Raw genomic sequence first — 21,072 nt, 5'->3', positions numbered from 1 at the left:
CAACGCTTGATTACCTTGAAGTTCTCATGCCCGCACCTGCGGGCTTTTTTTTCGACTGGAGAAAACCTATGACCAGTACCACATGGACCGTTATCGCCGGCTTTAGTGACTATGACGTTTCCCCGAATGGCCACGTCCGGAGCCGACGTGGGGGCAAGTGCGTTGCGCTGAAGGGGACGGTGACCGAAGCAGGATACATCGCGTACATCTTGCGAGCCAATGACACCGGCAAGCCCTGCCGTCGCCTGGTCCACCGCCTGGTTGCTTTGGCATACCTGCCGAAGCCAGATGAGGGCCAAACGGATGTGTGCCACAACGATGGCAATCCCTCAAACAACTCTGTAGGCAATCTCCGCTGGGATAGCCATCAAGGCAACCAGATGGATATGCGCAGTCATGGAACGATGCAGGACGGTGAGAAATGCGTAACTGCTGTCCTCACTGCTGCTCAGGCATTGGACGTCCGGGATACCGTTCTACGCGAGGGGCACGGCGCCGGTCGAAAGATGTGTGCCAAGTATGGAATATCTCCTGCACAAGTCAGCCGGATCAAAAACGGCAAGCGCTGGGCTTCTCTGGCGGAGGTGGCGGCATGAGCCATAAAATTCCGCGTGGCGTGCGCTCGAACAACCCCGGCAACATCGATTTCAACCCCCGCAACGACTGGGTCGGCCAGCTGGGCCTGGAGCAGGGTGTGGCCAAGCCACGCTTCGCCCGGTTCGACTCGCCCGAGAACGGCATCCGCGCCCTGGGTAAGCTGCTGATCAACTATCGGGGCAAGGACGGCTTGCCAGGCGTTGGCCTGAAGGGTATCGACACTGTGCTCGAGACAATCAACCGCTGGGCGCCGAGCAACGAGAACAACACCCAGGCCTATGCCCATGCCGTGGCTCGCCGGGTCGGCGTACAGCCCACCGACCCGATCAACATCAAGGACCCGGCCACCCTGCGCGGCATGGTCCTGGGCATCATCATCCATGAGAACGGCGGCAACCCGTACTCGGCGACGGTGATCGATGAGGGAGTGCGAAGAGCGCTCCTATAGGTGGCGCTCTGTCGAACCGAGAAGACTGCAGGCCTGCATCTACTTTGATGCAGCTACGTTTTGCCTGGATACAGGTAGACCTTCGACGACCAGCTTGCGTGCGCGGCCTACGCCCCAAGCCAGTGCCCTGGTCATGGTTTCGCCTGGCCGGGCGTCGTAGGCCTCTTCATGCAGCACCACGCCGCGACCATCGTAGATGCCGATGAACATCTGGGTAGAGCCGGTACGGGAGAGACGGACCTGGACATCGATGAACGTGCCGTCGTCGAGTTTTTCATCGTGGATACGATGGTGAAGCGCCGGATCTATCCATTCCCAAAATAAAACGCCTCTTTTGCGCATTGCTCCTCCGAGCTTCTTGTTCGAATTAAATAGTCGTCTGGTTACCTTACCGCAGGCCGCCGGTTTGGCAACTTAATGTACCCATGTTGAGAACCATTCGGACAACTGGCCCCATAACTATTACAAACCATAAATCGTGTACAACCTTTGCTAAATGATATTGGAGACTTCGTGGAATCGTTGATATCCAAACCGCTTGTGTTATTGCTTAGCGCCTTTATTTTGTTCGGGTTAGGCTCTGGTAGCGGTATCTGGCTAGCAGCCCGGTACTATCGGCCGCTGTTGGATGTCTCCACCGGCAAGCTGTCCACCTGCACTGCCGCGCGCGACAACCTGAAGGAACTGGCCACGGAGCAGGGCCTCAAGCTGGGTGAGCTGGTTCTGGCCGGACAGCAGCGTCAAGCCGTAGCCGAAAAGGCGGTGAGCGATGCGAAGGCCAGCGCCCAGCCTGACTACGCCGCGGCGAATCGCCTGCAACAGGAGCGGACCGGCGGCGACCAATGCGCAGCCGCGACATCGATCATCGACAAGGAGCTTGGGCTATGAGGTTGATGTTGATTGCCGTGGCTGCACTGCTGGCCGGTTGCGCTGGCCAGGTCGAGCCTGAGGTCAGCTATGTTCGAGTCGAGGTGCCGGTCCAGGTGCCGTGCCGCGCGCCTGAGGTAGCCCTGCCGCCCTGGGCCGCCGCAGGGCTGAAGAAGTCAGATAGCCTGGAAGTGAAGGTGCGGGCCCTGCTGGCTGAGAGGCGGCAGCGGATCGGATATGAGAAGGAGCTGGCCGCCGCTGCCGGCGCATGCCGCTAACTATACTACCCTGACCAGTTAATTTAGAGCAGACCATGTCAGATCTATGGAGAGTAGAGGCAAACCGCCTTGCACGGCAGGCGGTGGAGGCACAGAAGCGTCTCGCCGCGGCTTCGGCCGAGGGGCGGCCTGCAGCAGAGCTTGAAACTCTTATGCGAGAGGTTGCGACCCTAGAGCAAGTCTTGCGCGATTACGTGCTAGAAACTCCCAGCCGAGAGGCCGCCTCCCTTCGCTGACCGCCTTCCGCCCGGACCGCCATGTTGCTCTCCGACCTGCTCGCACGGGCTGATGAACGAGCGGGAGGACTGGCGAAAGCGTATGACAGGGCCCCAAATAGCTGGCCTGACGTGTGAGGCGACCTATAATGCCCTGACCAATTGACTGGGGCAGACCATGAAGGATCTATGGAAGGCAAAAGAGGAGTCTGACCGGCTACTGCGACGAGCTGCCACGGCCCAACGGCGTTACGACGACGCGGTAACTGAGGACCGGCCTGCAGAGGAGATCGAACGCCTCAAGCACACAGCCGATGCCATGGCCAAGGACTTCGACGACTACATTCAGCAAGCCTTCGGCAGAGGCGGCGCCTCGCTTCACTGATCGTCTACCATGTGCCGATGTCGATGCTGTGCTCAGTCCGTAACCGATTCATGGTCGTTACGTGCTTCACGTGAGCCAGATTCGCTCGCTTCGATTCTGCTGATACCTGCGCCAGCAGGTTCTGGTTGATCTCCACCAGCTTCTCGATGTTGCGCCGCGCCTGGGCAAGCTCGCGGTGGAGCTGATCGTTCTCGTTGCACAGCAGGTGGCATTGGTGTTGGAGCGTTTCCACTTGGGTGGGCATTCCCAGCTCGAAGCCGGTTTCGTCGATGAGGTCCATGGCGGTCTGCTTGATACTGTTTTTATATACAGTATCCGAGCTTTGTCGGAACGGCCAGTCCGAATTGATGAGCTGCGCTTTTGGGGAAGGGAGAAATATCGGCAGGACGCCAGGGGAGGGATGCTGCTGCTCAAAATCCCTGGCCCGAAAGGGCCAGGGCCACATCAATTACTTGATGTAGATTTTGAAAGGCTTACCCACCGCACGCTGAATATGGCCGTTTTTCAAGCGACGGCTCCAGCGAAGGATGAATGTGCCCCGTTCGTCGGTATAAGTCATGAGACTCACCTCTTTATGGGGTGGCCACTACTCACAATGTCTGGACAAATCCGAAGGACGAAGCTAGGATACGCAGCTGTTGAGAGCACGAATCTTCTAGCTGTCTGCGGTTGCGGAAAGCGAGTGGAGAACTTCCCTGGTAGATTTGCGGTCTACCACCAGCTTCTGACTAATCACGTTTGCGGCGTGATTGGTTAGAAGTTTTTAAATTCAATCTGTCTTCCTTGTCTAGGAAGCTTCAGCCGATCGATCACGCAATCAGCAAAAGTATCGGCTTGCCATTCTGAGTCTTCTATCTGAAGAGCATTCTTATCTGTGAAATGCAAGAGCGGTCTGTGACATAAGAAGATGTGGCCTAGCTCGTGTAAGAAAATCCTTAGGGCTTCAGGCTCTGACCTATTCAGGTTTTTATATAGGCTATTGGGCATATAAATAAAGCCTGTAGACGGGTCTACGGTTGCTCGTGCTATGTCAATCCACTCGTCGTCGTCAACGACATCAATATTGATACCGTTCTCCTCCAAGGTTTGTAGGAACATGCCTATCTTAGAGGGGGAGAAAGAGTGCTTGGTAGCTTTTAAGATTTTGCAGATCCGACCAGATATGTAGTCTATTTCTGATCTGTCAATTGCGGGCACTCGGTGCCCGCGCAGTGTAAATTCAGCTTGGTTTTCGCTCATCATTTTGTGATTCTCCCCCATGGATTTCGCTTAGCAAGCGCCCTAATTTTGCAAGCTGTTCTTGATTTAGGTCGGAATTCGCGAAGCCCGCAATCAGCATTCTATGGTGCGGAGGAAGACCTACCAGGGACACGCTTTCGTTGTCCTCGCACGCACTGGCTTTGAGCTTTGAACGGTTTACACTCAGTCCGGCTGCTTCGAAATAGCTCGAAATTTTGTCTACCCATTCCATCGGAATCTTGCTTCGTCCCGTTTCCATAGCGCTCAAAAAAGCTGGCGACGTGTCTAAGGCTGTCGCCATTGAGCTGAGGGTGACTTGCAGCGATCGCCGAAATTCCCTAACTGCGACTCCGAATTTTGAAAGTGACATTGCCCTCTCCCTGCCTGTTGAAACATGAACCTATTTAATCGCATCAGAACGCGGTCGTCAAGCATTCAACTAGAATACTTGAAAGGTAGAAATTTATGCGGTCCTGAATCGCTTGAGGTGATACGGAGCAAGAGCGGCATGGGGAACGGAGGGAGCGGCTTAGTCTGAATGGCGGGCCCTGCGGCGTCGCGAAATTTTCTTCGTTTTAGCGGGTTGCATGGCCTGGAGTGAGTGCGCGCTCTTTGAGCTGCTGGTGGTGCGCAAAACCTCGACTGCAGGCCGCATGCTTCCGTTTGCAAAACGCACGAAAACTTCGGTTTTTGGACAGCTTAGTAGGTGTCGATTCCTTTTATAATCAGGCAGTTACATCCCTTTCGTCTGCTGCATGGGGTGCAAGGGGTCGAGTGTTCGAATCACTCCGTCCCGACCATATACTTCAATGACTTAGGCCAGATTCGTGAGAACTGGCCTTTTTCATGCGCGTGACTTTTGCGTGACTTCTCCCATAGTTACGCCTGCCTTCTCTTCAAAACTGTCAGGACCGGCCCACGCGAATCGGTTGCTGATACCATATTTGCAGCTTCAATCAGGTGCCCGAGCTCAGCGCCCGAGTAATGACTGGTGATGCTGCCGTTTTTGTGACCGAAAAGCGCTTTACGATTTTCCTCGGTTACCCCTGCTGCGCGCAGTCGTCGACCAAAGGTGTGTTTCAAGTCCTGGATCCTGACCGATGCGTACACAGGGTGAGCGGGCCGAAGGTTTTCCTCCTGCCAGAGTTTCGCCGCTCTCATCCGCGCCTTCTTCCAGGCCGAGTCGTTCATCCGGTGCATCGCGGTGCCGTTGTATGGGAAAACTCATTCTCGGCTGATCCCACGTTGCTTCTCGATGATCGACCTAGCCACGCTGTTCAGCACAACCAGACGCTCTTCCCGGTTCTTCACCCCTGACTTCTCATGCCGACCACCGAAGTCGGCAGGGATCAGGAATACGCTGGTGTCGAGCTCCGGGACCGCAATCTCCCAATCCCGCCACTCCCTGCATGCCGGCGACAGAACACGGATAGCTCGCTCGATCGCGATGTTCACCGTCCTGTTGCTGACCCCCTTCTTTACCTTCCCATCCGGCAGCACCACGCCCGCTTTGCGGTCTTGAATGGAAGGGGCCAGGGCCTCGTCACCTATATGCGTCAGCGGCAGGTGGCCGTCATGCTATCCCCCGGCGAGCAAGCCGACTTGCGCTACTTCATGCCACTGCTGGATCAGATCAGCCAGCCAGGTATCGAAGGTCGTCCACGCAAGCGTTGTCGGTATGTGCTGGCCGACAAGGGCTATGGCAGCCAGGTTTTGCGTCAAGACTGTGACCGCTACGGCATGCAACCGGTCATTCCTCTGTGCAAGATGCATCGCAAACCTCGACCAGGCCTGCCTCGACTGTTTGATGGGCCTCAATACAAAAAGCGTAACGTTATTGAGCGGTTGTTCAGCTGGTTCAAGGAAAAACGTCGCCTCTGTACGCGTTACGACAAAGTGGCCAGCAGCTTTAAAGCCATGGTCACCCTGGCCTGCATCGAGAGATGCTTGCGGGCTGACTTTCAGACAAACCCTAGAGGCCATGCAGGTGGGGGCTGTGATCCGCGTGACCGAGATCCTGCAGAAGGAGCAACTGCTGGAAGTGGCGCTAGATGCTCACGACAGGCCACCCTAATGCGAAGCCTCATGCTGATTATTTCTCTGCGGCTAATCGAGCCGCATGGAAAAAATCAGAACAATAGCTAGCTTCAAGGGTCCCTAAAAAGGCGAATGCTTTCCATACACCCGGATATTTTGAGGATGACAGAATGCTGAACATCGTCTCTATCTCGTTAGCCGACGCGAAGCGGGTGATTAGCGCAGCAGAAGCCAAAGCCTCAGCTATCGGCTCGCCAAGCAATATTGCAGTGGTTGATGCTGGTGGAAATCTCCTAGCGCACGTGCGTATGGACGGGGCCCAGCTCGCAAGTATTACTCACTCCATCAATAAGGCCTTCACCAGTCTGGCTTGCAAATCAGCAACCCGTGATCTCGCTGCTGACGCACAGCCTGGAGGGCAGTTTTACGGAATCGCCAATTCAGTTGAAGGGCGAATCATCACTTTCGCTGGCGGTATTCCGTTGGTCGACGGCGATGCGTACGTCGGTGCAGTCGGAGTCAGCGGCGGGACTGGCGCGCAGGACCAGTCTGTGGCTGAGGCCGCGGTAGCAGCCCTCTGACCTAAAATCTCATTTATTAGGAGAAGCACATGAAAGTTCTCGTAACAGGAGCAGGTACTGGATTTGGTTACGAAGTAGCCCTAAGACTCGCTGCCAAGGGCATTGAAGTCATTGCAGGCGTAGAAATAGTTGCGCAAGTTCACGGCTTGGAGCAGGAGGCTCAGCGACGTGGCGTGAAACTTCGAATAGAAAAACTGGATGTCACCGATGACGGTGACCGCCGCAAAGCTGCAACGTGGGACGTAGACGTGCTTCTCAATAATGCTGGTATCTCGGAAGGCGGGGCAACGGTGGACATCCCCGCTGAAAACCTCCGCCGCCAGTATGAGGTCAACGTAATCGGCCCTCTAATGCTGACCCAGCTCGTTGTCAAAAAGATGGTTAAAAAGAAAGCCGGCAAGATCGTATTCATGTCTTCAGTGGCCGGTCTGACCACAGACCCGTTTGCAGGCGCTTATGCCTCTTCCAAGCACGCAGTTGAGGCGATCGCTGAGGCGATGAGTCAGGAGTTAAAGGAGTTTGGGATCGAGGTGGCTACGGTCAATCCAGGCCCATTCCTTACAGGGTTCAACGATCGAATGTTCGAGAGCTGGAAGAGCTGGCAAGACGATGCCTCCGAGCGTCTTTTCGACTACGACAAGCTTGCCTTCCCGCATGAGCAATATGATCCTGAGCCGGTTTTTGAAACTACCATCGGCGTTATCACTGGCGAGATTGACAGCTACCGCAATGTGGAGCCCAAAGAGATCATCTCCCAGCAGCGTGAGCAACTTGATGCGGCATGGACTCGTAAAAGTAATGACGGGCTAGGCAAACGTGCCGAGCTCGTTCAAAAAGCGTATGAGATCAAACCTGGCACGCCGGTTTGAGGATAAATTCCGTTCTTCGTCATTGACATCAATGGGCAAATGAGCAAATTACTGACCCTCATCCGATCCTTGAGCGTGAGGGGATCGAAAGAAAAGCCCGACCATTGCGTCGGGCTTTTTCGTTTCTGTTGCAGGGTAGAACAGTGGTCAGTTCGCCGGGCTCATAATCCGGAGGTCGGTGGTAGAGTCCGCCCTTATCGATCGTAAGCTGTTTATTGATACTCAGCCTTGCTCCAGGGAACCGCTGACGGGGTTGAACCACTCAGTGGTTTTCAACACTGGAGTCAGCACATGCCGAGGTGACGAGGTGCTATTGAGGTGAGCATACTCAGAAGCCGATGCACTCCTTCAAAAGGTCGTGGTTTTGAATCGCATCCGCTAGATGCAGACGCTTGTTCGTGGTGTCGATGACTACCCCTGCATCCTTGCAGCAGTCGAAGTCAGTGTCGTTACAGAGGGATCGACATAGCTCGGCGGCGGACCTCGGCGACGTAAGAGCGTAGAACGAGGAGGTCTCGTTCCAGAATGTCTGGCCGCCGGCATCCTTCTTGCGGATAAACGAGTCATACCGGGCTTGGTAGGTTTCGTCGCCTTTGATGCGGTAGGTGATGATGAAGTGAGTTATGAGGAATGGCTGGAGCGGATCCAGAATGGCTTGAGCTGTAGAGGGGGTTATGCGTGTAGCGGATGGGTCACAGCAGATGCGCGCCGGCTTCCAGCAGGCCTTGCTTGTCCTCGCGGAGACGATTGCGCTCTTTGGCCGGGACTTCGTTCTCGGCCTTGAGTTGCTCGATCTCGCCTCCATGCGTACACGTGTAAACGGAGAGTAAAACGCCGCCTTTTTCGCTACGCCCTGCCAAGGCTGTGTAGACGTTGAAGGCCCCCATCAAATCCTCGGCAGGGCGAAAGGCTCAGCGACAGCATAGCTATCGTTCATACTGCTCAGAGAAAGCATGGAGACCTATGGGGCAGTAAGCCTAGAAGCGCATGAAGGAGACTCTTTATATCTGTTCGTCTTCCGGCCCTAGGGCCAGGTCCAGGTCCAAAGGGAGGGCGCTGAGTGAGGGTTAATAGGCAACACCGAAGCGTTTTTTGATGTGCCTCGGACATTCTAATTCGTCGATGGAAGCGACGGCATAGTCCGCGAAAGAGATCGAGCTGATTCCCTCTGCGTCAGTGAGCAGGTGATCATCGGTTGTGCGGTATCGGTTCAGACGCTCCCCCTCCTCGAACAAGATGGCTGGACTTATATAGGTCCAGTCCAGGGCGCCGGCCTCTTTCCTGTAGACCTCGAGCGCCTTCCCTTGAGCATTAGCCTCGGGCAGGTACTCTGCCGGGAAATCAGGGAGGCTTTTCAGCGTCACCCCTGGTTCCACTTCAAGACTGCCGGCTCCACCGACCACCAGCAATCGCTTGACCGATATCTGTTGCAGTCCCTTGATCAAGGCCCGAGCAGCATCCTCGAGCGAGCAAGCAGGGCCACTCGGACTTGGGCGTGGAGATATGCAGTTGATTACCGCGTCCGACCCCGCAACCAATTGTCTGACCTGCGCCGAGTTCGTCACGTCGCCATGGGCCAGGTGAAGCTTCGGGTGGGGGGGAAGCCCAGCAGTGATAGATCGACTGACTGCCACGACTTCGTGGCCGCGAGCAAGGGCTTCTAGGCAGAGATGGCGGCCGGCCCGACCGAGCGCGCCGAAGATTATGATTTTGATGCTGTGCTCCTCAGGGCTGCGCAGCAGCCTGTGCCGGCTGTTTCTGTAGGTAACGGGTCAGAGCATCCAGCTCACTGTCGCTGATCTCGGTCTTGCGGAAGAACGGCATCACCGAAATGCCATTGCGCACGAAATACTGGACCAAGGCCGGAGCAAGATCGGTGCGATCCTCCAGGGCGCCAGGCACCGCGCCCTTGTAGCGGGCGTCCAGTGCCAAGGTGCCGGGATACTCGGTACCCTTGCCGTGACAGGGCATGCACCATTTTTCGAATACTTGCTTGCCCTGTGCGTCCTCGCCGGCCCAGGCGCCCAGCGAATTGCTCAGGTAGAAACCTGCCAGGATCAGTGCAGAGGTGAACTTCATGCCTTCTTCTCCTTGCGCAGGTGTTTCGGCCAGATGCCATAGCGGCCCGGCGATAGAACGCCGTTGGGGTCGATCGCATCCTTGAGCGTCTCGTGGAAGCGCAGCAGGGCATGGTCGTTGAATGAGTAGGTGTCCATCACGTCGCCCTGGAAGGCCGCTGCCGTGCGGTATTCGCCCCAGCCATGCTCCGCGGCCAGCTTGATCAGCTTGCGAAACGCCTCGCGGATCTCCTTGTTACGCTTCGCGTCCTTGGTGATATAGAACGGGATGATGAACACGAAACACCGCTCCCAGGATGGCACCGGTACGTTCATGGCGAACACCAGTGGCACGCCGAGCTCCTTGGCCGCCTTGCCGAGCACGTCGTTGATCTTGAGGATCGCCGCGCCATCGCGCGGGATGATCGGCGAGAACCAGGCGTGGCCGTCCGACGGCGGTGCCGGGTTCCAGCTCGAGCGTGCGCCGATGGCGAAGGTCCGCAGGTTAGGGATGCCGAACTGCGCTGGATACTGCACCTTCTCCTTCTGCTCCTCGCTTAGCGGCAGGTTGTAGAACTCCTTTTCCTCGAAGGTGGCGTCGGGGAGTGCCTGGCGATAGCGCGCCTGCACGTTCTCCCACTGCGCGCGGATTACCTTCTCCGGGCCGTAAAAGGTGAAGGCACAGCTCCAGAATGGAATCTTGTTGCGCTTGCCATAGGCCTCGTACTCCTCCGGCGCGGCACCGCGCTGCAACAGCTGCATGTACTCGTCGTCGCGCGGTTCCGGGCCATGCGCCAGGAAGTCGTGCAGGCCGGCCAGGCTCGGTGTGCCGAGGACCGGGCTATTAATGTCCGGGTAGCCTGTGAACACCTTGGTGTTTTCCAGGTGGGTCATGATATCGACCAGGGGAATCATGTCCTTGTAGCGCGGCAGGTGCACTACCCCCTTGAGGAACGCTTCCGGTTCGGGCATCAGCCAGAATCCCATCTTGGTGACCACACCAAAATTGGACTGGCTGAAGATTCCGTCGATCCAGGGGCCGAAACCGGTCTTGTACATCTGCCAGGTATCCGAGCCTGGCATCGCGCCCATACCGGTGCGCATCAGCGTGCCGTCGGCCAGCACCACCTCCATGCCACAGTGGGCGTCGAAGTGGTTGCGGAACTGCGAGGAGGTATAGCCGGCGCCGCGATCGATGGCGTTGCCGAGCATGCTGCCCCAGCCAGGATCAGGCACATCGATCCACAGCCTGATGCTGTTTTCCTGCAGGTGGCGGTACATGTCGAAGTAGCTGACGCCTGGCTCCACCACGCAGTAGGCCTGCTTCTCGTTTACCTCGAGGATGCGGTTCATACGCTTGAGGTCGAGCACTACCGAGCCCGAGTAGGTTGGCGCAGAACCGCCGTAACCGAGGTTCTTGCCGGTGGAAATGGGATACATGGGAATCTTGAAGCGGTTGGCAATGCGCATGAGCGCTTGCACTTCCTCGGTGGAGGCGGGTGCCACGGCGGCCGAGGCGATGCGCTCCTCGGCTTCACCCCAGTAGGGCGAATAGGCGTCGCGGTACAGATGCAGGTCCTCGTCACTGGTGAAGACCCATTCCTTGCCGACGACCTCGCTGAATAGGCGGATGACCTCGACGAAATCCTGGCTGCTGATGCCGGGTGGTTGGCGCATATTGGGTTCCTTTTTATTCTTGAGCAGGCTTAGGCGCGCTGGGTGGGGGCGATGACCCAGCTCACCAGGGGTGCTGGACTGCCGCTGTGGAGGTGGGAGGGCGAGCGGGCGGTACTTTGGGCGCAGGGCGTGCGAGCCAGATTCCACGAACAACTGGCGCTGAGCCGGGCAAAGCGTTCGCTCCAGTCGGCATTGCCGTTGAAAAGGGCCGTCAGTTCCGGCAACTGATGCTCGGGAGCGTCGAGGGTGTGCTCGATGCTGCCATCGGCATTCCAGTCATGTTCCACGCGCAGCACCACGCGCATACCTCGGTCCCAGGCCAGACGCTCTAGGACGAACAGAGGCTGGCGGGCGGTCAAGCCGGCGATCACCGTCGGTGCCTTGCGCCATTGCGGGTCGAGGCGCTGGAACCACAGTGCGGTAACGTCGCCGTCGATGGCAACATGGGCCAGTCCGGCCTGTTCAGCCGCGCTGCCAAAGCGCTGGCAGGCGGCGAAACGGGCATCGGAAATGACCAGTTCGGGCAGACCACCGCCCCAGGCAGATAATGTGTCGGCCAGGCTGAAGTGCCCGACGCTGGCCAATGCGGGAATCGCTGCGCCAGCCAGGCTGGTCTTGAGGAATGTGCGTCTGTTCATGATGTTTCCCGGATCGAATCCCGCCGGCGCACGGTATTGCTGCGGCGTGGTGGTTGGGGGTTCAGGATTGCGGCTCCGAGGGCCTGGGCGCGGTTCGGATCGAGCCGGACCGGGGGGATCCAGAGGGCATGGCAGATATCTCCTGTGCGTTGTCGTTTGTTCTTATGGCCGCCGCGAGAGCAGGGCGGACAAGCAGGCAGGATTGATTGTCGAGGTCGCCGGTAGAGGTGATCACCTACCAAAAGATAGCGTTTCCTCCGTACCGGACGTGCCATTCTGGCTTGGGTCACGGTCCTTGGTGGAGGTTTCCACCGGGAGCGGATCAGATCAATTGCGAATCGTGGAGGTAGAGATGGGATTTGCGGGAGTCAGCTTGTGGAAGATGGGCATTGTGTTGCTGCTGGTGCTGGTATTTTTCGGCGGCAAGCGTCTGCGCGGCATGGGGGCGGACGTGGGCGCGGCGATCAAGGGGTTCCGCCAGTCACTCGCGGAGGAGGTGGAACCGCCAAGTCTGCACGACGAGGCGGGATCTGAGCGGCAGACACGTTCCTGACGGTCTGGATCAGTTTGCGAACAGTCGTTCCAGCGGCTTGCCTGGAGCGGCTTCCAGACGGCGGATTTCCAGCAGCAATTCCCTCAGTGCGTCCTTGGGGAAACGGACCTGCAAGGTCCTCCCGCCACTGGCGCGGTGCGGATTGTGGTACTGCACGTTGAGCTCCTGAGTCTCGGGATCATAGGCGACCTGCGTCGGGCTCAATACTTGGGCGACGGTGAAGAGCATGGGGTTTCCTCGCGGGGATGGGAAGACTGAAGGAACCAGCCTGCCGGCGATCCACGCGATTTCGATGCGCCATGATCGCCAGCAGGTCCGCTCGGAGGGCAGAGTACGTCAGGCCTCGAGCTTGACCCCGCCGTGGGCGCCGAGCGCGGGGGTCTGCCCGGACTGGTCCTGGACCAGCAGGGTGGTTTTCCAGTCCTCCCGGTAGTCGCGACCGGACAGATTGAAAATCGACATCATTGCCTGGCGAGACATCTCGCGGTCGGCCATCAGGGCGAACATGTTGGCCTCGTCCTCCATGCGTTTGGCAGTGTCGCGCTCCTGGGTGCGACGTTTGAACTCGATGGCGGTAGGGTTGGCGATCTCCAGGAAGCAGCGGCGACGCTCGTAGGCATACCAGTCCAGGGCATCTTCGGCCAGCGTACCGTTGATCACCCCGCCCAAGCATTTGATCAGGGTGTTGGCGTCCTGCACGCCGGAGGTGAAGCCCATGCCGCCGATCGGGTTGGTGGCGTGAGCGGCGTCGCCAGCGAGGAACACACGCCCAACCCGGTAGGTAGCGGCTGAACGCTGGTGGACCCGGTAGGAATTGGCCGCGAGCAGTTCGAGCGGCGCATCCGGATCAGGCAGGAAGTGCTTGAAGCGTTCCTTGATACGTGCCATGCGGGTCTCCTCGGAGAGCCTGCTGTCCTCGCCGTAGGCGATGCGCCACTGCTGCTTGTCATCGATCTTGGCGATCACGCACCAGTGATCCGGATCGGCGACCATGGTCGAAGGCGCGTAGCCGTACTTGTCGAAGTCGTAGAGGACGTTGGTGGCCATGAAGATGTCTTCCCAGGTGAAGCCCTCGAACTCCACGCCGAGATCCTTGCGCACGCTGGAACGCGCTCCATCCGTGCCGATCAGCCAGTCGGCCTCGATGGTGCGCGGGCCGTTTGGGGTATGCAGGGATACCTGTACGCAATCGGCAGCTTGCTCGACGGTATCGAATGAAGTCTTCCAACGCATTTCCGCGCCCGGCAGCTTGAGAAACTCCTCGAGGATCATCTCGGCAAGCACATCCTGGCCGAAATGCAGGTTGAAGGAGTAAGGCGTCAAGTCCTCTATCAGGTGGTAGTCGAGGCGGCCGATGTTGCCGGTCAACGGAAAGCGCAGGTTGTATTCGTGCCCCCAGGCGGCAACGCTCTTGGCCTTGTCCAGCAGGCCGATCTCGTCGAGGACCTTGAGGGTCGAGGGCAAATAGACCATGGCGCGGGGCCAGCGCAGGATATCGTCCTCTCGGTCGATGACGGTGACCTGGGCACCCTGGCGCGCCAGGCCCAGGGCGGTGACCAGGCCGGCAGGACCAGCGCCGACGATGACGATGCGTTTACCTTTGTTCATGGGGAGTCTCCGTGGCTCTTGTTCTTGGGTTCGGATGAGTGAACCGACTCGTGGTCCGGCAGGATCGTGCTGGACGCTGCTGGGGATTCTTTCGCCGATGGGGCCGGGGAGTACCTACCCAAAGATAGCCGCGCGCCTTTTGTTAACCTGGATCAGTAGATAGGCATCCGGTCGAGGCCGCGGATGATGTTCCGGTCGAGATACAGTGCCATGCCGCTCGGCGCCCAGTTCTGCTGGAAGTTGATCAGCTTGTCGCGGACGAACTGGTAGCGGCGCTGGATCGGCGCAGTCGCTGGTAGGTCGGTCGTGGTACCGCCAAGTTGCTGGAAGCCTGGAGGTTCATGGTCGGGTTTCCTCTTCTCGAACCGATGCCCGGGCGGACCGTCGTAACGGATTATTGGTTATTGGCAAAGGGAAATACGGTGATAGCGGGTCAGCCGCCTGGAGGGTGGCGCAAAGATGATGCTTGGGATTGCATAACTCCGTTCCTTGTAGAAAGGCCCCGCAAGGCATTGCACCCTGCGGGGTAGGGATCAGCTTTCGAAGAACACCGCGGCCGGCGCAGTGTCGGCGTATTCCTTCATGACCACGATGCGGCCGTCGTTGACGATGAACAGGAAATGGTACTCGTTGGCGTACGGCTTGCCATTCGCCAGGCGCGCCAGACCACTGGCCTCCACCGCGACACGTTCGCCTTCCTCTGCGATGCCGTGGATGGTGAAGCGCATGTTGAGAATCAGCGGGCTGACCTGTTCGAAGAAACCGGCAATCTGCGCCTTGTTCAGCTCACCCGGGCCGGGCATCCAGAAACGCGCGTCATCGCTGGTCAGGGCAAGCGCGGCGAGGGTGTTGCCGGCTTCCATATGCTGGAGGTAGTCGAGTACCAGTTGCTTGTTGGCAGATGTCTGCATGGCTGTATCCTCAGCGGCGCAACAGCATGCTGACGAGGAAGCACACCAGCTTGAGGTTGAGCAGGCTGAAGCCGCCGCGCATCTCCTGCGGGCGCAACTGGGCGGTGATCGGCATGGCACCGAAGGCCGTGCCCTTGAGCACCAGCATATCGCCATCACGCTCCAGTGCCTCGATTTTCATAAGTTCGCTGCCATCTGGGGAAAAGAGCTTCATCGGGTCACCTGGTTGAATTTGCCAAAGTTCATCTTGAGGTCATCGAACATGCGCATGGCAGTTGCTCGTCCGGCGCCGAACACGCCACCGCCCGGATGCTGGAATGGGCCGACTAGGTAGAAGCGCTCAACTCCCGGCACGGTATTGCGGCCCAGCTCTGGAGTCGGTCGGTGCGCGCCGAACTGGTGCTGGTAGCCGGCGATGCCGTGCAGGTCGCCGCGCTGGAAGCTGGGCGAGGTGCGCTGCATGTCCAGCGGGGTGTCGACGTGCTTGGCGATGATCAGATCGCTGGACAGGTTGTGGAAGAATGGACTCATCTTCGCCAATAGTTCCTCGGCATAGGCGTCCTTGATCTCGTCCCAGTACTCAGGCGCGCGCTGGCCGATCTGAAACGGTACGTACGCCCAGGCATGCATGGTGGCGCGGCCCGCCGGTGCACGGCTCGGGTCCAGGTTGGTAGGCGAGGCCAAGGCCAGCAGCGGGTCTCTGGGCAGTTCGCCATAGCGCACATCGTCGAAGGAGCGGCGAAAGCGATTCAGGTCGACCGCCAGCAGCTCGATGAAGGCGGCCTGATCTACATGGTCGCCGGCCTTGAAGCGCAGCTTCTCGTTGAGGGCAGCATGGATGGTTATGCAGGCGCATGGCGAGGTCTGAGTGCGCTCGGCGCGCTCGAATACCTGCGCCGCGACGCCAGCATCGTCCAGGTAGCTGCGCAGCAAGTGTGGGTGGATACCGCCGATCACCGCGTCCTTTGCCTCGAACACGCGGCCATCATGACTGCGCACGGCGCTGGCGCGTCCGCCACGGGTCTCGATTTTGGCTACGTCGACCGAGGACAGAACCTCGCCGCCGTGATCACGGATGCAGCGGATCAGCGCATCGGTGAGGGCACCGCTACCGCCGACCGGAATACCGATGCCGTACTTCTCCATGAATCCGAGGAACATGAACAGGCTGATACCCGAGCCCATCTCCTCGGGGCTGGCCAGATTCTCGCCGACCATGCGCGCAAAGTGCAGACGAACCTTCTCGTGACTGAACCACTCGCAGATGATCTCCCAACTGCTCTTCATCATGGTGGCGAACATTTCCCGGCCTTCCGGGCTCTGGTCCATCATGGCGAACTGCGCCCCCATCGGTACAGGCGCCGAGTACAAGGTGCCGAGCAGCATCGGCAGATAGTGCGCGGCGATCTCGGAGAACTTCAGGTAGGCCTCGGCATCCTTCTGCGAGAACTTGGCCAGCTCCTGGTAGTTCTTCTGCCGGTCGCGGTACAGGCTCAGGGTGCTGCCGTCCTCGAAAACAGAGATCAGCGGTGTTTCCGGATAGATGTACTTCAGGCCGTACTTGCTCAGCAGGCCGAGTTCGTCGTTGCGGATCAGCGGGTTGGCCTGGATGAAGATGTGCCCCACGCTGTGCTGATCATGGCGAAAGCCCGGCACGGTCAGCTCACGGGTAACTACCCCGCCGCCAAACCAGGCGTTGCGCTCCAGTACCAGAACCTTCTTGCCGGCGGCGGCCAGGTAGGCGGCTGCGACCAGGCCGTTATGGCCGGAGCCCACGGCGACGATGTCGTAGGAGGTGCTCATGTCGATCATTCCTGTTGTTCTTGTCGGAGAGGGAGGATGCCCACTGCGGGTGATGCTAGAAATGCATGCGCTGGGGAGCACCTATCCATGGATAGTGGGATCTGTATGGAGATGGCGTAGGAGCAAAAAAAGGGTGACTGCCTGGCTTGAGCGCGATCACCGTGAAAAATCCGGCGGCGTCGCCTACCGGATGTCTTGTAGCTGTCCAGGCCAGTATGTCCTCGATGCCTGCAGTGCGAACCTGCCGAAAGATGGCGGCGTGTTCAGGTGCGGAACTGTTGCACCAGCTGCTGCAGCTCTCCACCCAGGCGCGTCAGCTCGGTGCTTGAGTCGGCCATGTGATCGTTCGCCTCGGCTCCCCCGGTCGGCAATGCTGCGCACGCGCTCGACGTTGTGGCTGATCTCGCCGGCCACCGCGCTCCGCTCCCTTCTGGCTGCTTGCGAAGTTGTGAGGCCGCCGGTTCGTGAGTGGCAGCCTAGCAAGCCTAGGGAAGGGCTCGAGGCACCTATCCACGGGATAGGGCCACGTGCCAGGGTTAGCGCAGAATGCCCAGTTGGCGGGCCCGCTCGGCGGCCTGCGAGCGGCGGCGGATGCCGATCTTGTCGTAGATCTGCTGTAGGTACCACTTCACTGAACCTTCGGTCATTCCCAGCTTGTCGCCGATCTCGCGATTGAGCATGCCGGCGGCAACCATCTTGAGGATGTCCAGTTCACGACTGTTCAGCGAGCCGGCGATTACCACCGGCTCGGTTGCCGGCAACGGCGGCTTGGCGGTGATCGCATCGTCGCCCTGGAAGCGCCGCAGCAGCTCTGTGGCGAACGCATCGGCCGGCTCCCCCTCCAGCGTGGCGGCCTGCAGTTGTTCGCGCAGCAAACCGTGCAACCAGGTGCCCTCGTCGAGGAACACCCGAATGAAGCCTCCCGGTGCCGCCTGGAACATGGCACGGCGGACGATACGCAGCGCCGCCCGCTGATCGCCGGAGAGCAACGACAGGTGGGCGATGATCAGGTCCCAGCGCAGCACGCTGCGGATCGCGTCGACGGCGCTCATGTGGCGATGCCACTGCTTCGCCAGGCCTAGCGCTTCGGGTAGGCGGTCCTCGGCCTGGGCCACGCGGACCCAGGCCAACGCGCGCGCCTCGTCGCGGGTAGTGATGCCGTGGTGCGAAGCGAACTGGTTGGCCGGACGGCGCAAATCGTGCTTGCGGCCGAGGCGGATCACCGAATCGGTATCGCCCTGTCGCAGCAGCCATTTCAGCCGCTCGGCCAAGGTGAACAGGCGTAGCCGCTCGAAGTCGTGCTCTTGGGCGAACACGTCGGCCTCGTCGAGCATGCGAAAGGCGGTAGCCACGTCGCCGTCGATCATCGACAGTCGCGCGCGGGTCAGCCAACCGGCGATCGCCTGGTCGACGAAGCCCTTGCAACTGATCTGCGGCAGGTATTGTTCGAGAATATTGCGCGACAGTGCCAGCTCATCGCGTTCATAGTGGATCTTCGCCAGGTGCATGGCGACCACCGAGGCCAGCGGCGAGCCTTTGCCAGCGAGGCGCTCGGCCGATTTCAGGCTGTCGTTGAGCGACTGCAGTGCGACGTGCACGCGCCCGGCGACGAAGCGCGAAGGGCCGAGCACGGCCTGGTGGAAGACCGTGCCCAGTGGGCTAGCGGTGCGATTAAGGTACTCCAGGGCTTGGGTGTGCAGGCGCTCGATGTCGCCTAGCTTGTAGTGTTCGCGCCGTGCGTAGATCAGCGCCGTGTAGAGGCTGGCGCGCACCAGCGGGTGGGCATCGTCATACTCGTCGATCAGTGTGCGAGCCTGCTCTTCGACCTGAGGCATTTGGTCGGCGAGCATGGCCAGCATCATTTCTCGGTGCATCATCTGGTGATTAAGGTTGCGGATTTCCATTTCCGAGACCTGCCCGTCCTGCTGCAGTCGGTCAATGCTTTGCCGGGTGGTGAGCAGGAGTTGCCGGCAGGTCTCGAACTGCCAGCCCATCAATAAATTCCAGGTCTTGGCCAGAAGGATGCGCGGAAAGCGCGCCAACACACCGTCTGGCAGCTTCTCCACCAAGCTGACGGCGTTCTCGTCGACGCTGAAGATCTGCTCGCAGTTGGCGTCCATGATTTCTACTGCGCGGGTGATGTTACGGCTGGCCAGGGCGTGGTTGAACGCCTCGGTATGCAGTTGGTTGTCGGAGAACCAGTCGCTGGCGCGACGGTTAAGCTGTTCGTACAGCCCAGAGTCGCTCTCGCGCAGCTGCCGCCGGAGGAACTCGGCAAACAACGGATGGTAGCGATACCACTTCTGCTCTTCGTCCATCGGCAGCAGGAACAGTCCGCGCGCCTCGCATTCGCGAAGCATTTCCTGGCCATCTTGGCGCTGGGTCAGCGCATTGCACAGTGGGGCATACAGGCGTTCCAGCACAGCGCTGCACTGCAGGAAGCGGCGGATATTGTCTGGCTGACGGCCGAGCACATCCTGAAGGAAAAAGTCGGCAAACTGACGGCGTTCGCCGGAGAAGTTCGCCAAGTCGTGCAATAGCTCCGGATCGCGTCGCAGCAGCATGGAGGCGAGCTTGAGTCCGCCTGCCCAGCCCTCCAGGCGCGCCTCGAGGATGTTCAGTTGCGCCTGATCCAGACCTTCGACACCGTGCCTTTCCATAAGCTGGACGGTTTCGCTGTGGCTAAAGCGCAGGTCGCGGGTACCTAGGTCGTGGACCTGGCCGTGCATGCGCTGTCTCGCCACGGACAGGCAAGGTTCGCCGCGAAACGAGAGAATGAAATGCAGACCCGGCGGGGCATGGTCGATCAGCATCGAGAGTACACGCACTGAGTCGGTGCCGGCCAAGTGATGGACATCATCAAGGAACACATAGAGTGGGGCGCCGGTCTGGGCCTGGGTGACACCGAGTATCGAGTTGAATGCCCGATGGAGGTTGCGTTCGCCGACCCGGGTGAGCTGTTCATGGGCCAGACCTTCGGCGCCAGCCAACTCGATGGCCCCCTTGAGATGAGCGACGAACACCGGCAGTTCCTGGGCGCCGGGATCAAGCGACAGCCAAGTGACGCGGTTGCCGTGTTGTTGCAGCCACTGGTAATGCTGGGCGAGTACACAGGTCTTGCCATAGCCGGGTGGGGCCTGAACCAGGGCGAGCACGGTGTTACCGGCCTCGCCCAGACGCTTGGTCAGGCGTGGGCGGGGGATAAGGTTACTGGTTTCGGCAGGCGGTAGCAGTTTCGATCCGATGAGAAAGACCTGCATCGGCTCTGGAAGATCGAAAGCAATTTTTGGGTGTGCGCTGCGCATTTGCACGTCGCCTCTTGTGTCAGGGTCGATGATTCGACTTCTTGTTGAAAGGCACGCACCTCAGGCAGTGGGTGTGTATGCCGGCCATCATTGGCGGACGGTTGATATCTTATCGCCCAGGACGTTCCAGCTGTCCAGTCAGGTGTTGGGCGGCAAGTGCAGGGCCACCACGTCGTCGGTTGGATTGCCATGGAACGGATAGCGCTCTCGCACAAGCGGGTCGTGACCAGGCACCAGGTGGGCAGGAGAATCGGCCAGCGCCAGCAGCTTGCGGTAGCCGTCGAGCATGTCGCCAACGTTAAACACCACGGGGAAGGGCGCCTCCATTTCCAGGTTGTCGTAGTAATGGCTGGCGTCCGACGCCAGCACTATCCAGCCGCGTTCGGTATGCACGCGCACCGCCTGTAACCCTTGAGTGTGACCGCCGACATGAATCAGTTCGATGCCCGGTGCCAACTTGACGTCGCCATCATGGAACAGCACGCGCTCTTGATAGACACCGCGCACGATGTTGATCACGTCCTCGACGTTGAACGGCTGGCGCAGCGGCTTGTAGACCATATAGCGCCCCGTGGCGTAGCGCATCTCCGCTTCCTGCAGATGAAAGCGGCTGTTCGGCAACAGATCGGCGTTGCCGGCGTGGTCATAGTGCATGTGGGTGATAATGGTCTCGCTGATGTCTTGCGGCTCGATGCCGAGGACTTCGAGTGCCTTGATCGGGCAGCGCAGCAGTGTGCGGCCCCGCGCATCGGCGGCGGCCTGGTTGAAGCCAGTGTCGACTAGCATCGTGCGGTCTTCACCACGGATCAGCCAAACGAAGTAGTCCATCGGCATAGGCAGGTCGTGGGCGTCGTGGATTTCCATGAAGTTGTCACAGCGGCGGCGGGCGACATGGGCGTAGCGTAGGGCGAACACTTCGTAGCAGGGCAGGCTGTTCATAGGCGGATTCCGGTCTTGTTCTTGTGAGACGGCCTGCCAGGGCAGGCCGGAGCCGCAGGCAGGTG

At 59.3% G+C, this 21,072-nt stretch carries 25 protein-coding genes and 2 pseudogenes; 10 read left to right on the top strand and 17 right to left on the bottom strand.

The features are described from left to right. Positions 1 to 68: 68 nt before the first annotated feature. Both G7009_RS01305 and G7009_RS01300 read left to right on the top strand, forming a co-directional pair. Complete coding sequence (locus tag G7009_RS01305; protein WP_219856387.1) at positions 69 to 596, top strand: HNH endonuclease; 528 nt, start codon at positions 69 to 71, stop codon at positions 594 to 596. Further along, positions 593 to 1,045, top strand: coding sequence for a structural protein P5 (locus G7009_RS01300; protein WP_181128163.1), 453 nt, complete (start codon positions 593 to 595; stop codon positions 1,043 to 1,045). The genes G7009_RS01305 and G7009_RS01300 overlap by 4 nt, the downstream gene beginning before the upstream one ends. Positions 1,046 to 1,084: 39 nt before the next feature. Here the strand turns inward: G7009_RS01300 and G7009_RS01295 are convergent, their stop codons facing one another. Beyond that, the gene (locus G7009_RS01295) at positions 1,085 to 1,387 is read right to left on the bottom strand and encodes a hypothetical protein (RefSeq protein ID WP_181128162.1); all 303 of its coding nucleotides are present in this window, start codon (positions 1,385 to 1,387) and stop codon (positions 1,085 to 1,087) included. Between the two features lie 171 nt (positions 1,388 to 1,558). Here G7009_RS01295 and G7009_RS01290 point away from each other — a divergent pair, with 171 nt between their 5' ends. The 4 genes from G7009_RS01290 to G7009_RS01275 all read left to right on the top strand — a co-directional run bounded on the left by G7009_RS01290 (position 1,559) and on the right by G7009_RS01275 (position 2,790). Next, on the top strand, positions 1,559 to 1,933 hold the full coding sequence (locus G7009_RS01290) for a hypothetical protein (RefSeq protein WP_375139521.1): 375 nt from the start codon (positions 1,559 to 1,561) through the stop codon (positions 1,931 to 1,933). Continuing rightward, positions 1,930 to 2,190 (top strand): hypothetical protein, encoded by a 261-nt coding sequence (locus tag G7009_RS01285; RefSeq protein WP_181128161.1) that lies wholly within the window; start codon positions 1,930 to 1,932, stop codon positions 2,188 to 2,190. Before G7009_RS01290 ends, G7009_RS01285 begins: the two co-directional genes overlap by 4 nt. A gap of 257 nt (positions 2,191 to 2,447) precedes the next feature. Continuing rightward, positions 2,448 to 2,543: a hypothetical protein gene (locus G7009_RS28110; protein WP_375139520.1), complete on the top strand. Its 96-nt coding sequence runs from the start codon at positions 2,448 to 2,450 to the stop codon at positions 2,541 to 2,543. Positions 2,544 to 2,583: 40 nt separating this feature from the next. Next, the gene (locus G7009_RS01275; RefSeq protein WP_181128160.1) at positions 2,584 to 2,790 is read left to right on the top strand and encodes a hypothetical protein; all 207 of its coding nucleotides are present in this window, start codon (positions 2,584 to 2,586) and stop codon (positions 2,788 to 2,790) included. A 4-nt stretch (positions 2,791 to 2,794) separates the two neighbouring features. Here the strand turns inward: G7009_RS01275 and G7009_RS01270 are convergent, their stop codons facing one another. The 4 genes and pseudogenes from G7009_RS01270 to G7009_RS27580 all read right to left on the bottom strand — a co-directional run. Continuing rightward, positions 2,795 to 3,070: a hypothetical protein gene (locus G7009_RS01270; protein WP_181128159.1), complete on the bottom strand. Its 276-nt coding sequence runs from the start codon at positions 3,068 to 3,070 to the stop codon at positions 2,795 to 2,797. A gap of 473 nt (positions 3,071 to 3,543) precedes the next feature. Next, complete coding sequence (locus tag G7009_RS01265; RefSeq protein WP_181128158.1) at positions 3,544 to 4,032, bottom strand: ImmA/IrrE family metallo-endopeptidase; 489 nt, start codon at positions 4,030 to 4,032, stop codon at positions 3,544 to 3,546. Further along, positions 4,010 to 4,399, bottom strand: a complete 390-nt coding sequence (locus G7009_RS01260) for a helix-turn-helix domain-containing protein (protein ID WP_181128157.1) — start codon at positions 4,397 to 4,399, stop codon at positions 4,010 to 4,012. Before G7009_RS01260 ends, G7009_RS01265 begins: the two co-directional genes overlap by 23 nt. Before the next feature lie 509 nt (positions 4,400 to 4,908). Then, a pseudogene (locus G7009_RS27580) lies at positions 4,909 to 5,601 on the bottom strand (tyrosine-type recombinase/integrase); the annotation flags it as partial. Between the two features lie 3 nt (positions 5,602 to 5,604). On the opposite strand from G7009_RS27580, the pseudogene G7009_RS01245 reads away from it, so the two are divergent. From G7009_RS01245 to G7009_RS01235, 3 genes and pseudogenes are all read left to right on the top strand, one after another. Then, positions 5,605 to 5,991: pseudogene (locus tag G7009_RS01245) on the top strand (transposase); the annotation flags it as partial. Between the two features lie 245 nt (positions 5,992 to 6,236). Next, a complete protein-coding gene (locus tag G7009_RS01240; protein WP_181128153.1) occupies positions 6,237 to 6,647 on the top strand; it encodes a GlcG/HbpS family heme-binding protein in 411 nt (136 codons plus the stop codon). 29 nt (positions 6,648 to 6,676) lie between these two features. Beyond that, positions 6,677 to 7,516, top strand: a complete 840-nt coding sequence (locus G7009_RS01235) for an SDR family oxidoreductase (protein WP_181128152.1) — start codon at positions 6,677 to 6,679, stop codon at positions 7,514 to 7,516. Between the two features lie 692 nt (positions 7,517 to 8,208). Here the strand turns inward: G7009_RS01235 and G7009_RS01230 are convergent. The 5 genes from G7009_RS01230 to G7009_RS01210 all read right to left on the bottom strand — a co-directional run bounded on the left by G7009_RS01230 (position 8,209) and on the right by G7009_RS01210 (position 11,888). Continuing rightward, the gene (locus G7009_RS01230) at positions 8,209 to 8,403 is read right to left on the bottom strand and encodes a hypothetical protein (protein WP_181128151.1); all 195 of its coding nucleotides are present in this window, start codon (positions 8,401 to 8,403) and stop codon (positions 8,209 to 8,211) included. 180 nt (positions 8,404 to 8,583) lie between these two features. Continuing rightward, on the bottom strand, positions 8,584 to 9,219 hold the full coding sequence (locus G7009_RS01225; RefSeq protein WP_308813301.1) for an NAD(P)-dependent oxidoreductase: 636 nt from the start codon (positions 9,217 to 9,219) through the stop codon (positions 8,584 to 8,586). 22 nt (positions 9,220 to 9,241) lie between these two features. Further along, positions 9,242 to 9,595, bottom strand: coding sequence for a c-type cytochrome (locus G7009_RS01220; RefSeq protein ID WP_181128150.1), 354 nt, complete (start codon positions 9,593 to 9,595; stop codon positions 9,242 to 9,244). Then, positions 9,592 to 11,250 (bottom strand): FAD-binding oxidoreductase, encoded by a 1,659-nt coding sequence (locus G7009_RS01215; protein ID WP_181128149.1) that lies wholly within the window; start codon positions 11,248 to 11,250, stop codon positions 9,592 to 9,594. Before G7009_RS01215 ends, G7009_RS01220 begins: the two co-directional genes overlap by 4 nt. A gap of 29 nt (positions 11,251 to 11,279) precedes the next feature. After that, positions 11,280 to 11,888: a twin-arginine translocation signal domain-containing protein gene (locus G7009_RS01210; protein ID WP_181128148.1), complete on the bottom strand. Its 609-nt coding sequence runs from the start codon at positions 11,886 to 11,888 to the stop codon at positions 11,280 to 11,282. Positions 11,889 to 12,261: 373 nt separating this feature from the next. Here G7009_RS01210 and G7009_RS01205 point away from each other — a divergent pair, with 373 nt between their 5' ends. Then, positions 12,262 to 12,441: a twin-arginine translocase TatA/TatE family subunit gene (locus G7009_RS01205; RefSeq protein ID WP_308813294.1), complete on the top strand. Its 180-nt coding sequence runs from the start codon at positions 12,262 to 12,264 to the stop codon at positions 12,439 to 12,441. A 9-nt stretch (positions 12,442 to 12,450) separates the two neighbouring features. On the opposite strand, the gene G7009_RS01200 is transcribed toward G7009_RS01205, so the two are convergent. From G7009_RS01200 to G7009_RS01170, 7 genes are all read right to left on the bottom strand, one after another. Next, complete coding sequence (locus tag G7009_RS01200; protein WP_181128146.1) at positions 12,451 to 12,669, bottom strand: hypothetical protein; 219 nt, start codon at positions 12,667 to 12,669, stop codon at positions 12,451 to 12,453. A gap of 108 nt (positions 12,670 to 12,777) precedes the next feature. After that, positions 12,778 to 14,049, bottom strand: coding sequence for an FAD-dependent oxidoreductase (locus G7009_RS01195; protein WP_181128145.1), 1,272 nt, complete (start codon positions 14,047 to 14,049; stop codon positions 12,778 to 12,780). A gap of 533 nt (positions 14,050 to 14,582) precedes the next feature. Continuing rightward, positions 14,583 to 14,960, bottom strand: coding sequence for a nuclear transport factor 2 family protein (locus G7009_RS01190; protein WP_181128144.1), 378 nt, complete (start codon positions 14,958 to 14,960; stop codon positions 14,583 to 14,585). A 10-nt stretch (positions 14,961 to 14,970) separates the two neighbouring features. Further along, positions 14,971 to 15,174, bottom strand: a complete 204-nt coding sequence (locus G7009_RS01185) for a hypothetical protein (protein ID WP_181128143.1) — start codon at positions 15,172 to 15,174, stop codon at positions 14,971 to 14,973. After that, positions 15,171 to 16,763, bottom strand: a complete 1,593-nt coding sequence (locus tag G7009_RS01180; RefSeq protein WP_181128142.1) for a phytoene desaturase family protein — start codon at positions 16,761 to 16,763, stop codon at positions 15,171 to 15,173. The genes G7009_RS01185 and G7009_RS01180 overlap by 4 nt, the downstream gene beginning before the upstream one ends. Before the next feature lie 536 nt (positions 16,764 to 17,299). Beyond that, the gene (locus G7009_RS01175) at positions 17,300 to 20,068 is read right to left on the bottom strand and encodes a LuxR C-terminal-related transcriptional regulator (protein ID WP_181128141.1); all 2,769 of its coding nucleotides are present in this window, start codon (positions 20,066 to 20,068) and stop codon (positions 17,300 to 17,302) included. A gap of 138 nt (positions 20,069 to 20,206) precedes the next feature. Then, on the bottom strand, positions 20,207 to 21,007 hold the full coding sequence (locus tag G7009_RS01170) for an N-acyl homoserine lactonase family protein (RefSeq protein ID WP_181128140.1): 801 nt from the start codon (positions 21,005 to 21,007) through the stop codon (positions 20,207 to 20,209). Between the last annotated feature and the right edge of the window lie 65 nt (positions 21,008 to 21,072).

It is taken from the genome of Pseudomonas capeferrum (assembly GCF_013523055.1).
GTDB lineage: Bacteria > Pseudomonadota > Gammaproteobacteria > Pseudomonadales > Pseudomonadaceae > Aquipseudomonas > Aquipseudomonas capeferrum_A.
The sequence above is the reverse complement of the archived record's forward strand: the minus strand, read 5'-3'. Positions and strand labels throughout refer to the sequence as shown.

Bases quoted from the DNA above. Each gene is read 5' to 3' on its own strand.
- G7009_RS01220 (WP_181128150.1), bottom strand. From the start codon at position 9,595: ATGAAGTTCACCTCTGCACTGATCCTGGCAGGTTTCTACCTGAGCAAT.
- G7009_RS01240 (WP_181128153.1), top strand. From the start codon at position 6,237: ATGCTGAACATCGTCTCTATCTCGTTAGCCGACGCGAAGCGGGTGATT.
- G7009_RS01260 (WP_181128157.1), bottom strand. From the start codon at position 4,399: ATGTCACTTTCAAAATTCGGAGTCGCAGTTAGGGAATTTCGGCGATCG.
- G7009_RS01190 (WP_181128144.1), bottom strand. From the start codon at position 14,960: ATGCAGACATCTGCCAACAAGCAACTGGTACTCGACTACCTCCAGCAT.
- G7009_RS01195 (WP_181128145.1), bottom strand. From the start codon at position 14,049: ATGAACAAAGGTAAACGCATCGTCATCGTCGGCGCTGGTCCTGCCGGC.
- G7009_RS28110 (WP_375139520.1), top strand. From the start codon at position 2,448: ATGTTGCTCTCCGACCTGCTCGCACGGGCTGATGAACGAGCGGGAGGA.
- G7009_RS01230 (WP_181128151.1), bottom strand. From the start codon at position 8,403: ATGGGGGCCTTCAACGTCTACACAGCCTTGGCAGGGCGTAGCGAAAAA.
- G7009_RS01275 (WP_181128160.1), top strand. From the start codon at position 2,584: ATGAAGGATCTATGGAAGGCAAAAGAGGAGTCTGACCGGCTACTGCGA.
- G7009_RS01285 (WP_181128161.1), top strand. From the start codon at position 1,930: ATGAGGTTGATGTTGATTGCCGTGGCTGCACTGCTGGCCGGTTGCGCT.
- G7009_RS01200 (WP_181128146.1), bottom strand. From the start codon at position 12,669: ATGCTCTTCACCGTCGCCCAAGTATTGAGCCCGACGCAGGTCGCCTAT.
- G7009_RS01265 (WP_181128158.1), bottom strand. From the start codon at position 4,032: ATGATGAGCGAAAACCAAGCTGAATTTACACTGCGCGGGCACCGAGTG.
- G7009_RS01210 (WP_181128148.1), bottom strand. From the start codon at position 11,888: ATGAACAGACGCACATTCCTCAAGACCAGCCTGGCTGGCGCAGCGATT.
- G7009_RS01180 (WP_181128142.1), bottom strand. From the start codon at position 16,763: ATGAGCACCTCCTACGACATCGTCGCCGTGGGCTCCGGCCATAACGGC.
- G7009_RS01235 (WP_181128152.1), top strand. From the start codon at position 6,677: ATGAAAGTTCTCGTAACAGGAGCAGGTACTGGATTTGGTTACGAAGTA.
- G7009_RS01270 (WP_181128159.1), bottom strand. From the start codon at position 3,070: ATGGACCTCATCGACGAAACCGGCTTCGAGCTGGGAATGCCCACCCAA.
- G7009_RS01185 (WP_181128143.1), bottom strand. From the start codon at position 15,174: ATGAAGCTCTTTTCCCCAGATGGCAGCGAACTTATGAAAATCGAGGCA.
- G7009_RS01170 (WP_181128140.1), bottom strand. From the start codon at position 21,007: ATGAACAGCCTGCCCTGCTACGAAGTGTTCGCCCTACGCTACGCCCAT.
- G7009_RS01175 (WP_181128141.1), bottom strand. From the start codon at position 20,068: ATGCGCAGCGCACACCCAAAAATTGCTTTCGATCTTCCAGAGCCGATG.
- G7009_RS01215 (WP_181128149.1), bottom strand. From the start codon at position 11,250: ATGCGCCAACCACCCGGCATCAGCAGCCAGGATTTCGTCGAGGTCATC.
- G7009_RS01300 (WP_181128163.1), top strand. From the start codon at position 593: ATGAGCCATAAAATTCCGCGTGGCGTGCGCTCGAACAACCCCGGCAAC.
- G7009_RS01295 (WP_181128162.1), bottom strand. From the start codon at position 1,387: ATGCGCAAAAGAGGCGTTTTATTTTGGGAATGGATAGATCCGGCGCTT.
- G7009_RS01305 (WP_219856387.1), top strand. From the start codon at position 69: ATGACCAGTACCACATGGACCGTTATCGCCGGCTTTAGTGACTATGAC.